Annotated in this window: 16 protein-coding genes; all 16 read right to left on the reverse strand. The window is 29.6% G+C overall.

Going from position 1 to position 14,440, the window contains the following annotated elements; genetic code table 11:
* Positions 1-2 precede the first annotated feature (2 nt).
* Entirely contained in the window at positions 3-752 is a 750-nt protein-coding gene (recO, locus tag H9661_RS00280; protein WP_191767432.1) for a DNA repair protein RecO, read from the reverse strand.
* 9 nt (positions 753-761) lie between these two features.
* A complete protein-coding gene (gene era, locus H9661_RS00285; RefSeq protein WP_143314681.1) occupies positions 762-1,652 on the reverse strand; it encodes a GTPase Era in 891 nt (296 codons plus the stop codon).
* Between the two features lie 9 nt (positions 1,653-1,661).
* Complete coding sequence (locus H9661_RS00290; RefSeq protein ID WP_143314682.1) at positions 1,662-2,063, reverse strand: cytidine deaminase; 402 nt, start codon at positions 2,061-2,063, stop codon at positions 1,662-1,664.
* Between the two features lie 637 nt (positions 2,064-2,700).
* A complete protein-coding gene (locus H9661_RS00295) occupies positions 2,701-3,855 on the reverse strand; it encodes a CsxC family protein (protein WP_191767433.1) in 1,155 nt (384 codons plus the stop codon).
* 333 nt (positions 3,856-4,188) lie between these two features.
* Entirely contained in the window at positions 4,189-4,965 is a 777-nt protein-coding gene (locus tag H9661_RS00300) for a CsxC family protein (RefSeq protein ID WP_143314683.1), read from the reverse strand.
* Positions 4,966-5,390: 425 nt separating this feature from the next.
* Positions 5,391-6,092 (reverse strand): diacylglycerol kinase, encoded by a 702-nt coding sequence (locus H9661_RS00305; protein WP_143314684.1) that lies wholly within the window; start codon positions 6,090-6,092, stop codon positions 5,391-5,393.
* Positions 6,093-6,121: 29 nt separating this feature from the next.
* Positions 6,122-6,625 (reverse strand): rRNA maturation RNase YbeY, encoded by a 504-nt coding sequence (gene ybeY, locus H9661_RS00310; protein WP_143314685.1) that lies wholly within the window; start codon positions 6,623-6,625, stop codon positions 6,122-6,124.
* 32 nt (positions 6,626-6,657) lie between these two features.
* A complete protein-coding gene (locus H9661_RS00315) occupies positions 6,658-8,721 on the reverse strand; it encodes an HD family phosphohydrolase (protein WP_191767435.1) in 2,064 nt (687 codons plus the stop codon).
* A gap of 37 nt (positions 8,722-8,758) precedes the next feature.
* On the reverse strand, positions 8,759-9,892 hold the full coding sequence (gene yqfD, locus H9661_RS00320) for a sporulation protein YqfD (RefSeq protein ID WP_341480391.1): 1,134 nt from the start codon (positions 9,890-9,892) through the stop codon (positions 8,759-8,761).
* Entirely contained in the window at positions 9,889-10,176 is a 288-nt protein-coding gene (yqfC, locus tag H9661_RS00325; RefSeq protein WP_143314687.1) for a sporulation protein YqfC, read from the reverse strand. The genes yqfD and yqfC overlap by 4 nt, the downstream gene beginning before the upstream one ends.
* A gap of 87 nt (positions 10,177-10,263) precedes the next feature.
* On the reverse strand, positions 10,264-10,716 hold the full coding sequence (locus H9661_RS00330; protein WP_143314688.1) for a GatB/YqeY domain-containing protein: 453 nt from the start codon (positions 10,714-10,716) through the stop codon (positions 10,264-10,266).
* Positions 10,717-10,747: 31 nt separating this feature from the next.
* On the reverse strand, positions 10,748-10,924 hold the full coding sequence (gene rpsU, locus H9661_RS00335) for a 30S ribosomal protein S21 (RefSeq protein ID WP_008429643.1): 177 nt from the start codon (positions 10,922-10,924) through the stop codon (positions 10,748-10,750).
* A 125-nt stretch (positions 10,925-11,049) separates the two neighbouring features.
* Positions 11,050-11,394, reverse strand: coding sequence for a histidine triad nucleotide-binding protein (locus H9661_RS00340; protein WP_143314689.1), 345 nt, complete (start codon positions 11,392-11,394; stop codon positions 11,050-11,052).
* Positions 11,395-11,412: 18 nt separating this feature from the next.
* Positions 11,413-12,720, reverse strand: a complete 1,308-nt coding sequence (gene mtaB / locus H9661_RS00345) for a tRNA (N(6)-L-threonylcarbamoyladenosine(37)-C(2))-methylthiotransferase MtaB (protein WP_191767437.1) — start codon at positions 12,718-12,720, stop codon at positions 11,413-11,415.
* Positions 12,720-13,481, reverse strand: coding sequence for an RsmE family RNA methyltransferase (locus H9661_RS00350; RefSeq protein ID WP_143314691.1), 762 nt, complete (start codon positions 13,479-13,481; stop codon positions 12,720-12,722). The genes mtaB and H9661_RS00350 overlap by 1 nt, the downstream gene beginning before the upstream one ends.
* 11 nt (positions 13,482-13,492) lie before the next feature.
* Positions 13,493-14,434, reverse strand: a complete 942-nt coding sequence (prmA, locus tag H9661_RS00355) for a 50S ribosomal protein L11 methyltransferase (RefSeq protein WP_191767505.1) — start codon at positions 14,432-14,434, stop codon at positions 13,493-13,495.
* Positions 14,435-14,440 lie beyond the last annotated feature (6 nt).

Here is a 14,440-nt window from a genome sequence, read left to right on the forward strand (position 1 = left end):
AATCACTCCTTTAAATAATTTAACATTTCTAAACTTTTTGGTTTCTTGGAATAATTAGAAGAAATTATAAGAGTTGTTACCTTTTCAATTTCTTTTTTTATATCCTTTGAAAGATTCAATTTATAAATCTTATCTGAAGGAGTATTCAATAGAAATCTTAAGGCATTATAGGCTCCCTTTGATATAAATAGTCCATGTTCTTTATTACACGCATCACATACTCCACCATAATAGGATAAACTAATATAATTAGTTGAAGAAATTTTCTTTTTACATATTGTACAATAATCTAAAGTTAATCCATAGCCAGTAGCTTTTAACAGTTTTAATTCAAAACATCTTATAAGCATTTCATAATCTATGGCATCTGTATTTAATAAATATAATATGGTTATAAACTCTTTAAAAAGCCATCCACTACTTTCTCCTTCTAACAATGCTATATCAATTAACTCACAAATATATGAAGAATATGTAAGTTTATCAAGATTGTCTAATAACCCTTGAAAAGAATTGATTATTTTACCTTCTTGCAAGTTATACAAACTTTTACCCTTAAAAACCAAATATTCTCCATAGCATAAAGGAAGAGTAGCTGCTAAATGCTTGCTCTTACTTTTTTTTGCTCCTTTTGCTATGATAGTTATTTTTCCCAAAGTATCGGTATACATCCAAACTAATTTGTCATTTTCCTTATAATCTTGTGTTTTTATAATAACACCTTTACATTTAAATAGTGACAGTAAAACCACCCCTATCTACTACTTATTTTTCTTATATCCAAGCTCTTTTAGAAGATTTTGATTATCTCTCCACTCTTTTCGAACTTTAACCCATATTTTAATATTTACTTTTGAATCTAAAAACCTCTCTAATTCATATCTTGCAGATTCACCAATTTTCCTTAAGCTTTGGCCATCTTTACCTATAATTATACCTTTATGCGAATCTTTTTCACAAATTAAATCTACTTCAATATGGTATGTTCCGTTTTCTTTTTGTTTCATTTGAATTACATCAACCGCTATTCCATGAGGAACCTCATCTCTTAAAGTCCTTAATGCCTTTTCTCTTACAAGTTCAGCAACAACAAATTTTTCTTGAACATCTGTAATCATATCTTCTGGGTAATATTGAGGCCCCTCTGGTAAATTCTCAACCATTAACTCTACTAGCTTATCAACATTTTTTCCCCTTAAAGCAGATATAGGAATTATTTCTTTAAAGTTAAATTCTTGTGAAAACTTAGCTAAAGACATAGCTACTTTTTCTTTTGTTGTTTCATCCACCTTATTTAACACTAAAAATACCGGCGCTTTTGAATTTTTTAAAGTCTCTAGTATAAATTTATCTCCTCTTCCTAATTCCTCATCTGGGTTAGTAATAAATATTACTAAATCAACTTCCTTCATTGATTCCTTTGCAGAATTCACCATATACTCTCCTAATTTATGTTTAGGCTTATGTATTCCTGGTGTATCTACAAAAACAATTTGATAATCTTTTGTAGTTAAAATTGTTTGAATATTATTTCTAGTAGTCTGTGGTTTATTAGAAACAATAGATAACTTTTCCCCCATTATATGATTCATTAAGGTTGATTTACCTACATTTGGTCTTCCTACTATAGTAACAAATCCTGATTTAAACATTATTCCTCCTTATTTATCCAAGTCTTCTTTTGTAAAAGTGCCTGGCATTATCTCCTCTAAAGTCTTTTCTAAAATTTCATTTTCATTTTTTATTATATATATTTTTGTATCCTTACTTTCTGCAAACTCTGAAATAACTTGCCTACATATTCCACATGGGTAAGTAAATGCATTTGGATCTCCTATTAGTGCAATAGCTTTTATAAGCCTATTTCCATGGGATATACCATTAAAAATAGCTGTTCTTTCTGCACAGTTAGTAGCACCAAATGATGCATTCTCTATATTACACCCTGTATATATTTTATCATCCTCAAACAAAACTGCTGCACCTACTTTAAAATTTGAGTAAGGACAATATGCATTTTCTCTAGCTTCTATAGCTTTTAATATCAATTCTTTATTAATCATAATAATTCCTCCAGCACTAATTGGATATATATTTATTAGCATACTCCCCATTAGATTAGCATATACTCATCATTTCTCGTTTATTCTAACATTTTTAAAGGACAATTTGTTAGATTTTATAAAAAAATATTAATATGAATAATCCAATATGATATATACCCGCAACAAATAAACATTTAAACTTCGTTTTTAAAAAGTTCTAAAAGCCTATGTAGTTTATATATTCATTAAAACCACACATACTCATAAATCATTGAATGTAACTTTTTCTCTCTAAACGAATCACTTCTCACGAAGCCTCTAAATATGCTATTCAATCTACATTATAATTTTAATTATATTTTTCTTTCTCTAAATTTACAATGATAAATATGTAATTTCATATATAATACTCAATATTAAAACCGTCTTTTATTTCCACTATACTCCAAATTGAATTTACCAATGTAACTTTTCAAAAAAACTAATGAAACTAACTAATGTAATATATACTTAAATATAATTGCATTCTTATTACGCCACTCTACAAGCAATTAAAAATAAATTCCATAAAATACAATGAACAAAACTCCTATCCCTGTACAACCTAATTATAAAAATCAAACTAAAACTTGTTCATCATATTAAAGATAAAATTCTACTCTATTACTGTAACCTTTACCTGCTGGTTTTGTAATACTTTTAGTGTTAAATTCACCATTATTTTTTCTGTAATTTGAGTAAACATTCTTTCCATCGAAGTTTCCTGGCTTAAAATTGGATTTTTATGAATATCAACTTCAGTGAAAGTTGCACTTACTAATTCAACATAAGGCTTTTCATTAAATACCTCGGTAAATAGGAAACTCTGTTCACAAGGATCACGTCCAAACACTGGTTCTGCACAAACGTCACATACTTGAGGTTTATCTGTAAAAAACTCCAATTCACTTGTAGTTATGTTTTTGATAAAAATTGGTGGCCTAAGAAAAGTAATTCTAGTAGTGAAATTAAAAGGCACTTCAACTATACAATGTCTTATATTTTCACAAGTATTTGCTGTTTCCGCTGTAGTACAAGTTTGAGCTTCATATTCTATATTTTTTCTTATAAACCCTGCTATAAATAATATTCCTGAATTAGGAGCTGCAATACTTGAGGAAAATGGAATAAGGCGAGATTGAGTTAAAAATAAATTCTTTTTAATTCGCTTAATCTCCATAACAGCTTGATGTAATGTGATAGTAGCTTCAACAGGAATGGTTATATTTGCTTCCGCCAATATAACCGGAAGCTTAACATATACACTTCCAGTTGAAATATTGGTTTCTTTAGATGGACCTTCTTTTACAGCATTATTATTGTCTTTCCCTGAGAACTCTTTATCATTCTCTTCTAAAAATTCTTCTTTACATGAATCTCCAATACTAATACGATTATTATTTTCTAAATTATCATATTGGAATGAAACATCTTTTTTATATTCCAAGTTACTTTCTTTGCTATAAACTTCCAAAGAATCATAATTATTATTTTTTACGTTATTGTCATTTATATTATTATATTCTATGCTACCAGCTTTTAAAGAATTAAAAAATTCACTTTTGGAAGTGTCAGTTTTATTACTATTTTTTTTATGATGTTCTTCATTATATTTTTTCTTATATGAATAATACTCATTCAGCCTTTTAAGATACTCTTCACGACATTTTTTCTTATATAAATAATATATAATCTGCCTTTTAAGATATTCTTCATACTGTTTTCTTTTACGTTGATTATACTTTTGTCTTGAATAGTACATTCTTCCCATAACATATCTCCTCCACTTAAGAATTTAATAAATTTAAGTATATAAATTTCAATAAATTTGATTCAAATAGTTCAAGATATTTTTTTACAATCTATAAGTATGGTTTTATTACTCAACAATCAATATATTGATTTAATGTTTATTCAGTTGTAAAATTATTTTTAAATTTTTGTACTACTATAAAATTCAGTTACAATATAGATTTAAATCAATATGCAATAGGAATTGATCAATATCTATCTTTCCATAAAAACAGACCTAATACCTCTCTTAGTAAGTCTTAGGTCTGTTTAATTCTTTGAAAATATTTTTAGATTTAAATTTTTTAGAATTCTATTCTATTGCTGTAATTCTTACCTGTTGGTTTTGTAATACTTTTAGTGTTAAATTTAATATTACTTTTTCTGTAAGTTTAGTAAACTTTTGTTCTGTAGGAGTTTTGCAGTTTAAAACTGGATTTGTGTGAATATCAACTTCAGTAATATCTGCTCTTACTAATTCAGTAAAAGGTTTTTCATTAAAAACTTCTCTAAACAAAGAACTCTGATCACAAGGATTACGTCCAATCACTGGATCTGAACAAACATCACAACTTTCAAGTTCATCTGTAAAAAATTCTAATTCTCTTGGAATAGTATTTTCAATAAAAATTGGTTGTCTAAGGAAAGTAATTCTAGTAGTAAAATTAAAAGGCACTTCAACTGTGCAGTGTCTTATATCTCCACAAACATTTGAACTTCCAACTGTAGTACAAGTTTGAGTTGCAAACTCAATATTCTTTCTTATAAAACCTGCTATAAATAATATTCCTGTACCAGGTCTATTATCTTGAGAAAATGGAATAATACGAGATTGAGTTAAAAATACATTCTTTTTAATTCGTTTAATTTCTAAAGCTACTTGGTCTAATGTGATTGTAGCCTCAACAGGAATGGTTATATTTGTCTCTGCCAATACAACTGGAATCTTAACGAATGTAGGTCCAGGTGTAATAACAGTAGGAGTTACAGAAATTTGTTCAGTTAGCGATTCTACTTGAGATTTAACCTTTGCACAAGAAGGATCTTTTACATATCCATAATCATTTGTATTTTCTTTATTATCGCTCATTATAATGTTCCTTTCATTTTCATCTAAATTGAATTCTATAATATATACTATTCAATTTTCCCCTTTTTTGTACAAAAACGGACAAAAATATTTTCCCTATATAATAAGTGTGCTTACAATTATCATGCTACATCTATTTACCTTATAACGCAAAAACTCCCCAACAACACTATATTAGTGTTGTTGGGGATATACTTGGTAGAGTCGATATACACCGACCCCTCCATTTAACTATCTAATTTCAGTAAATTTCTCATTTAATTAGGGTACAGTTCAGTTCTATAAAAAGAGCTCTTCATTTAATTAAAATTGTAAATCCATAAAAAATTCCACTATATAAGGTTATACAAGAATTTGCAAACAAGTAAAGCTCTTGAAATAATTTGTTATTATGCATATGCAAAATTTATTATTTATAATATAACTTAAATTTTAAATACAGTAAATATCAATAGTGTCAATATCATTCCAAATACCGCTCCAACTACCACTTCTGCTAAAGAATGCACCTCAGAATCAACCCTACTTTGTGCCGTTATAATTGCCATTAAAAAACTTAACATAATACATATGGGCTCTTCTGTAATAAGTGATATTGCTGTTGCTATTGAAAACGAAAGAGCACTGTGTCCACTTGGCATTCCACCTTTAAGAGGTGTTCCTTCACCAAATATAGCCTTTGCAATTATTGTTACTATACATACTATTACTAATACTATAAATATAGTATAGGGATGAGAATTTTTAACTTTATGTACTACTACATAAGAAAAATCAGATAACTTATCCCAAAAAATAACGTAACCTACCACCATAGCGTTTATAGCTGTAATAAGGACTCCACCAGCAGCTGCATTCTTAGCTATTTTAGCTAGAGGATGATAATAATTGGTAGTCATATCAATCGCCGCCTCTATGGCTGTATTAATAAGTTCTGCAGATATTACAAGAGTTATCGTTACTGCTAGAACTAAGAATTCCACCTTAGAAACATCAAAGCAAAAACATGCTATTAAAACGACTAATGCAGCACACAAATGAATTTTCATGTTCCTTTGAGTTCTAACAGTATCTATAACCCCATCAATAGCATGATTAAAACTATCAACTAACTTCTTTAACTTCATCCCAATCACCCTCTTACTCTATACGAGTATTATATTCTCTTAATATTTAATTTATCTAAAATTTCTTCCTCTCTTCTTCTCATAATCTTCTTTTCCTCTTCATCCATATGATCATATCCTAGTAAATGCAGTACTGAATGCACTACCAAATATGATGCTTCTCTTTGAAAAGAATGATTATACTCTTTACCTTGCTCCTCAGCCTTTTCCAAAGAAAGGACTATATCTCCAAGAACCAGCTGATCTCCATCCATAAATGTTTCATCAAAAACTTTATCTTTATAACATTCTTTATACACCTTTCTCTCAGGATAATCTAACATAGGAAAAGAAAGAACATCTGTTACTCTATCTATTCCTCTATTCTCCTTGTTAATTTCTTTAATCTCTTCATTATCTACAAAAACTAAAGAAACCTCACAAGGGATTGTTACCTCCTCTTCCTCTAATGCAAAAGCTATAGTATCTTCTAACCCTCTAATTATATCATCATTAACATCTATTTTTTCTTGTCTATTATCAACGTATATCATATTATACTCCTTTTAATACATATAAAAATTTATCATTTCTTTAAATCTTTAATTTTTTCAGTAGGATATTCTATCCTCTGATGATAGATTCCGCTTAGTGATTTCAAGAAACTTTTTCTTATTTTATCCAAATCCCTTAAAGTCAAATCGCAATTGTCTAATTGACCTGTATATAGCTTATCTTTAATTATATTATTAACCATTTCTTCAATTTTCCCTTTTGTAGGATCACTTATAGATCTTACTGCCGCTTCTGTTGAGTCAGCAAGCATTATAAGACCTGCTTCTTTGCTACTTGGTATTGGACCTTTATATCTAAAATCTTCTTCTCTAACATCTTCTGGATGCTCAGAATTATTTTTTACAGTTAAATAAAAATATTTTACCAAAGTAGTTCCATGATGTTCTATTAGTATATCCTGTATAACTTTAGGTAATTTATACTCCTTAGCAAGTTCTAAACCATCCTTAATATGTGACACAATAATAAGAGTACTTAAGCTTGCATTTATCTTTTTATGAGGATTGTCCTTATTCATTTGATTTTCTTTAAAGAAATAAGGTCTTAAAATCTTTCCTACATCATGATAGTAGGCTCCTATCCTTGTTACAACTGGATCCGCATCGACTTCTTCTGCCGCCATTTCAGCTAAATTAGCAACCATAACACTATGATGATAAGTTCCTGGTGCCTCCATTAATAATCTCCTTAAAAGTGGACTATTAGGGTTACTAAGCTCTAATAACTTTAATGTGGTTACTATATCAAAAGCTCCTTCTAAAAACGGTAGCAATCCAATAGATAATATACCTGATATAAATACCCCCATAACAGCCAGTAATGTGTTTATAAGTATATCTGCCATATTGCTTGATAATATCACACTTACTGTAAAACTTGATATTCCGCTTAAAACTAAAATTATAACAGATGCATATAATATATCATTTCTTTGTTGCATTTTTCTAAGAACCGTAGCTCCAAGTAGAGCATTCAAAACTGCCAAAATCATTATAGCTGGATTAAATTCAACTATAGCTCCTATAATCACAGCATTTAAAGTGCTCACAAATATAGAGATTCTATAATTTACAAGCAAAGTAATTAACATAGGTGCCCAAGCAAGAGGAATCAAATATGGTGATCCAATACTTACCACTCTCGCAACCACTAATGATAATACGTTAAGCAGATTGATTAAACCTAGCATCTTAACATTGGAATATATCTCTTTATGATTCTTATATATATATCTATATTCTATATAAAGAATTACTCCTAAAAATGCTGCTAACACAAAATACAATAAGAAAAATCCTTTTCCAGAATTCTCACTTAAAAGACCTAACTCTGTTAAAATCTGAATTTGACTTGCAGTTACAGGTTCTCCTTCTTTTACAATAGTTTGATTCTTCTTTATAAGTACTTTATCAGTATTCTTTTGAACTTCTTTTTTCTTTTCTTCAGTCTTCTCTTCGTCATAAAAAAAGTTAGGTTGTATTTGTGCTGTCACAATTTTCTTTAATAAAGTAATCATATTGGAATCTAGTTTTAACTCATCTATCTTTTGTGATGCTTGCTGTCTTGCTTCCACTAATCTATCTTTATTATCATCTTCAATATTTTTTTCATAAACTCCATCTACTATTGAAGATATATCATCCTTAATCTCCAATAGCTGATCTTTAGTGAGTTGTATAAGAATCTTACACTCTCCATCATTTAATTTGATTGGTTCGTATTTTTCTAATGAAGAAATCTTCTCTCCTTCTTGACTTGATGTTGAATTAACACTGATAACTTTCTCTATTAATCCCTCTAAATTTGTTTCAGCTTGTTTTTTAACCTCACCTTTCAAAGTAAATTGCTTATCTACGCTTTCAAGAGCTTGTTTTAATTTTGCATCTGACGCAGTTTCATCTACAGTCTCTCTAGGAGCTTTTATATCAATCCTAGCGATTTCACCTTCACTTAAATCATACTTTTTAGGTGCCACTGAAGTCACTAATAATACATATGTCACCATAAAAGTAATTACAAACAAAAATGTTCTCTTTGTATTATATTTAATATCTAAATTTTTTTGCTTTTTCATAACGATGTATCTCACCTTCTTATCTATAGACCTTTTATCAATTAGGTGTCATAGCTATATTCTGTTCAACTAAAAACATAACTTTTATTCTAACTTTTCCATCTTCAATATCCTGCACATTAATTTCTTTATTGGTTATTTTGGCATCATTAGTTAATGACTTTAATAGCGATTCTTCCAGCTGATTTGCTGCTTTCTTAACAATTTCATCTTTGTTTTCATTAACTTCTTTTTCTTCACGCTGAAAATACATAACCTCATTGATAACTCCTCTATTAGTTTCTATTTTATCATAATACTTAAATTTATTTATAGCTTTTTTTAAGTAAATTTTCCTACCACAAATATTTAAATATACATCGTTATCTATATGCCCCGTCCTTTCTAACTTCTTTCCGCTTATCTGAAGCTCCATCTCTTTCTCATAAAAAGTATTTGCTATTACAGTTCCCTTTGCAGGAACTTGGTATTCATCCCCTTCCCTTCCTTGAATTCCACTTATCAAAACATCTCCTTCTCTCACTATATCACCAGAAACCACCTTTGCTGTTCCTGAATTTACATATACCCTTTTAATTTCACCATCCATACCTGCTACACAATCTCCTATATGAGCATTAGTTAATTTTGGTGGTGTTACCTTTTCCTCAATTACTATCTTTAAAGTAGACCCTTCTATTCTAGCTCTTATCCAAAGTATATTACTGTTTATATCCTCCAACTTTTTTTCCAGAGCATAAACATTAATATCTCCTTTACTTATTCCAGGTTTTACACCAAGTTCAGTAAGCTCTTTTCTAATTTCGTATGGTGCTATATTTTCCTTTGTAGATATATCTACAGCCCAAATTTGATTTGATAATAAATATAGACCTCCTATAAAAACGACCCCACCTATTATTAATGAAATTTGCTTTTTCATTCTTGATACTACAAATATAAAACCTTCACGGTGAATAATCTTTACTTTTCCTCTACATTTTTTTACCACTTTCTCTACTTCACTATAATTTTCATAATCTATTTCTAATCTAATAGTAGTGATATCTATTCTGTTAGCCTTTTCAATTATTACGTTTTCTTTCCATAAAAGGTTTAAAAATTTTTCAGGTATAGGAACACTAACATCTAAAACAAGTTTTCCAGTTTTAAGTTTGTCAAACATTATCATATAGAATAACCTTCATAAATAATTGCTTTAAATTCACCACTTATTGTTATAGTGTCTCCCCCTATGTATAATATTTCAAAATTACCTCCTTGTACTTTTATAATTCCAACGCTAGTATTTATTTTCATTTCTTTTTTTTCAAAAGCTACTATACCCTTATAATTTTCAATAACAATTTCCCTATCACTTGTCACAATAATTCTAGGTGTATCCATAATTAATTCCCTTGGAATTTTCAACTTATCAATGATAGTTTCTTTATTTCTATTTTTTTTGCTCTCCACTTTTATCTCCCCTAATTATTTCTATCATTGTAATTTATGTTTTAAAGCAAAAAAAAATAACAAAAAGAACTCCTAAGAGTTCTTTTGCTATTTATTAGTTAAATATTCTTTAACGAATTGACTTACAAGTTTGCCGTCAGCTTTACCTAATGTTTTAGGTCTAACTAAAGCCATAACTTTTCCCATGTCTTTAATGCTACTAGCGCCCGCTTCTATAGCTGATTCTTCTACTATTTGTTTAATTTCTACTTCACTTAACTGCTGAGGAAGGTATTCTAGCAAGATTTCAATTTCAGCTTTATTCTGGTCTACTAAATCTTGTCTATTTCCCTTTTCGAATTCAAGCATAGCTTCTCTTCTCTGCTTGACTTCCTTAGCTAATATTTCAATAGCTTCTGCATCTTCAACTTTTCTATTATCAGTTTTTTCAACTAACAATATCGATGATTTAGCAGTACTTATAACATTAGCTTTAAATTTATCTTTAGATTTCAATGCAGCTTTCCAATCTTCTTGAAGTCTCTCTTTTATTGTTGGCATATATCATACCTTCTTTCAAAAAGAAATTGTTCTACTTGAACTTTCTCTTTCTAGCAGCTTCTGATTTCTTTTTTTTCTTTACGCTTGGCTTTTCGTAATGTTCTCTCTTCCTAACTTCTGAAAGAACTCCAGCTCTAGCACATTTTCTCTTAAATCTTCTTAACGCACTTTCAAGTGTTTCGTTTTCTCCAACTTTTATCTCTGACATTAATTATCCCTCCCTCCGCTAGCTAAAATCTCTAATTCAACTCAGCTACGGGCTTAATAACACACGGTATATTATACAATAGTTTTTCGATTGCTGTCAATAACTCTTATCAATTTATAGAAATTTTAACCTGGTGGCCAAGCTAAACTTCTTCCTCCAAGTACATGAAAATGCATATGATGTACTGTTTGGCCTCCATCTTTTCCTGTGTTATTTACAATTCTATAACCATTTTTATCAATTCCTAATTCACTAACTAGTTTATTAATAGTTTTGAAAATATGTGAAACAATTTCTGCATTATCTTCATTTAATGAATTTACACTTTCTATATGCTCTTTTGGTATCACCAAGAAATGCACTGGTGCTCCTGGATTTATATCATAAAAAGCATATACATTATCATCTTCATATATCTTCTTACTAGGAATTTCGCCTTTGATTATTTTGCAAAAAATACAATCTTCCATAAATTCACCCCCTTTAACTTATTTTAAATACGTAGCTACTCCATAATCTTCTTTTGCTTCTTCTATTCTGCAATTAACTATTTGCCCCTTCATATTTTCAGGCATATCATGAACTTCAACCTTTATATAATTTCTAGTATAACCTTCATAAATACCTTTTTTATCCCTTACTTCTTGTTCTATTAAGACATCTAAATCTTCTCCAATATAGTTTTCTATAAAGGCTTTTTCATTTTTATTATTTAAATCAATTAAAGCTTTACTTCTTTCTTCTTTGATATTGCCATCTACTTGATTAGGCATATCTGATGCCTTAGTTCCCTTTCTTGGGCTATATTTAAATACATGAGTCTTAGTAAGTTTAAGCCTACTTAAAAAATCGTAAGTTTCTTTAAATTCTTCTTCAGTTTCTCCTGGAAATCCTACTATTACATCAGTAGTAATAGAAACATCCTTAATATTTTCTCTTAAAACATTAACTATATTTTCATATTCTTCTGCACTATATCTTCTATTCATTCTCTTTAAAGTAGCATTGCATCCACTTTGAAGTGACAAATGAAATTGAGGACATAGCTTTTTCATATTCTTTATCTTTTCCACAACTTCAGGTGTAAAGAAAGCTGGTTCTATTGAACCTATTCTAACCCTTTCGATACCATCAAGTCTTTCTATTTTCTCTAAAAGATCTACTAAAGTTATAGTTCCTTCTAAATCTACTCCATAGGAAGCTGTATGAATTCCTGATAAAATTATTTCTTTAAAGCCATGTTCACTTAGCTTATTAATCTCTTCTATTACCTTCTCAGGGTTCTTTGAACATACAGATCCTCTTGCATATGGTATCAAGCAAAATGTACAGAACCTATTACATCCATCCTGTATCTTTAAGAACGCCCTAGTTTTATCTTGATATTCTTCTATATTAAGTTCTTCAAACTTATTATTTTTTAAAACACCTTCTACATGAACTTGAACTTCTTTTTCATCTCTTGCCTTATTAACATAGTATACCACATCTCCCTTATTTCTGGTACCCAATACAACATCTACACCTTCAATTTTTGATACTTCGCCTGGAGCCATTTGTGAATAACAACCTACAACAGCTATAACAGCATTTTCATTTTGCCTTCTAGCTCTGCTTATTATTTGTCTAGATTTTTTATCTCCCATATTTGTTACAGTACAAGTATTTATAACATATACATCAGATACTTCTGAAAAATCTGTCACTTCATAGCCATCTCTAATAAACTTTTCAGCCATAGCTTCTGATTCATATTGGTTTACTCTACATCCTAGTGTAGCAAATGCAACTTTCATTAAACTTTTCCTCCTAAATCCCCTAACTCATATTGTACTAAAGCTGTAGCTGTAAAACCTGCTGTTTCAGTTCTTAATATTCTACTGCCAAGTGTTATTATATAAGCTCCTTGATCTTTTAGTTCATTTATTTCTTCTTCCTGAAATCCACCTTCTGGTCCTATCATTATCCCCACTTTTCTTATAAACTTTAACTTATCCTTTTCTTTGAGATCTGCTATAAGGGCCTTAATTCCAAAATTCTCCGCATTTTCATATGGTACTAAAAACAAATCCATACTACTTAACTTTTTCAACGCTTCTTGGAATGTAATTGGGTCAGATACCTTAGGTATTATACTTCTTTTACTTTGCTTCGCAGCTTCTAATGCTATTCTATTTAATCTATCAAGTTTTTTAAACTCACCTTTTAATTTAACATCAACTCTATCAGTTATAGTTGGAATAAACTCTGTTATTCCAAGTTCAGTTCCCTTTTGAACTATTAAATCCATCTTTTGAGCCTTTGGCAAGCCTTGAAACAAATAGACTTCAATAGAGCTTTCATTGTTAGTTTCAATTTTTTCTAGTATATTAACAATAACTTCTGTCTTTGAAACCTCTGAAATTTCGCCTAAATATTCTGTACCATTACAGTTATTCAAAATTATTTTTTCACCTTCTGATAACCTTAAAACTTTGTAAATATGCTTAACATCATCACCAGTTATTCTGCCCTGATCCAAACTAACATTTTCTGGTGGTGTGAAAAACTTATGCATAATATTCCTCCTTATTTAAGTTTAGCTATAATACAATTCCATTCTCCGTCTTTATTAACTGCCAAAACTTCAAATCCGCATTCTTCTAACTTTTTAGTTACCATATCAACTCTATCGTGAATTATTCCTGATGATATAAAGTATCCACCTTCTTTAAGAACTCTACTAACATCTTCAGTTAATATGCATACAATTTCAGCTAATATGTTTGCAACTACTATATTGGCCTTGTCATCTATTACTTCAATTAGATTTCCATGTAATATTTCTATATTATTCAGGTTATTATACCCTACATTTTCTATAGCTGATTCTACTGCAACTGGATCTAAATCTACTCCAATAGCTTTTTTAGCTCCTAGTTTTGCTGCTGTTATAGCTAGTATTCCTGATCCACATCCTACATCTATTACTGTACTATCCTTTTCTACATACTTTTCTAAAGCCTGAATACACATCTTTGTGGTTTCATGGTCTCCTGTACCAAAAGCCATACCTGGATCAAGTTCAACTATAAGATCTCCTTTTTTTTCTTCATATTCTTCCCAAATAGGCTTAACTATAATTTTTTTACCTATTTTTGTTGGCTTATAATATTTTTTCCAAGTATTAGCCCAATCTTCTTCAAACATTTCTTCTGATTCAACTAATCCTTTTCCAATATCTATACCTAACTCTTTTATTTCTTCAACTTTTTCTTTTATATAAGCTAATATTTCTTCTATACTGTCTTCTTCTGAGAAATATCCTTTAACTACAGCTACTTCCCCTTTATGCTCTAAAACATTTATATCAGCAAAATCCCAAGTTAAAGGACCTTGTTCTCTACCTAATATATCTTCTGGATCTTCAATTGCTACTCCCTTACAGTCAAGACTATAAAATATACCTGAGATAGGTTCTAAAGCCTCACTCTTAGTAATAACTCTAATTTCTATCCATTTACCTTCCAAAAAAAT

This window comes from Clostridium cibarium, assembly GCF_014836335.1.
GTDB classification, from domain to species: domain Bacteria; phylum Bacillota; class Clostridia; order Clostridiales; family Clostridiaceae; genus Clostridium; species Clostridium cibarium.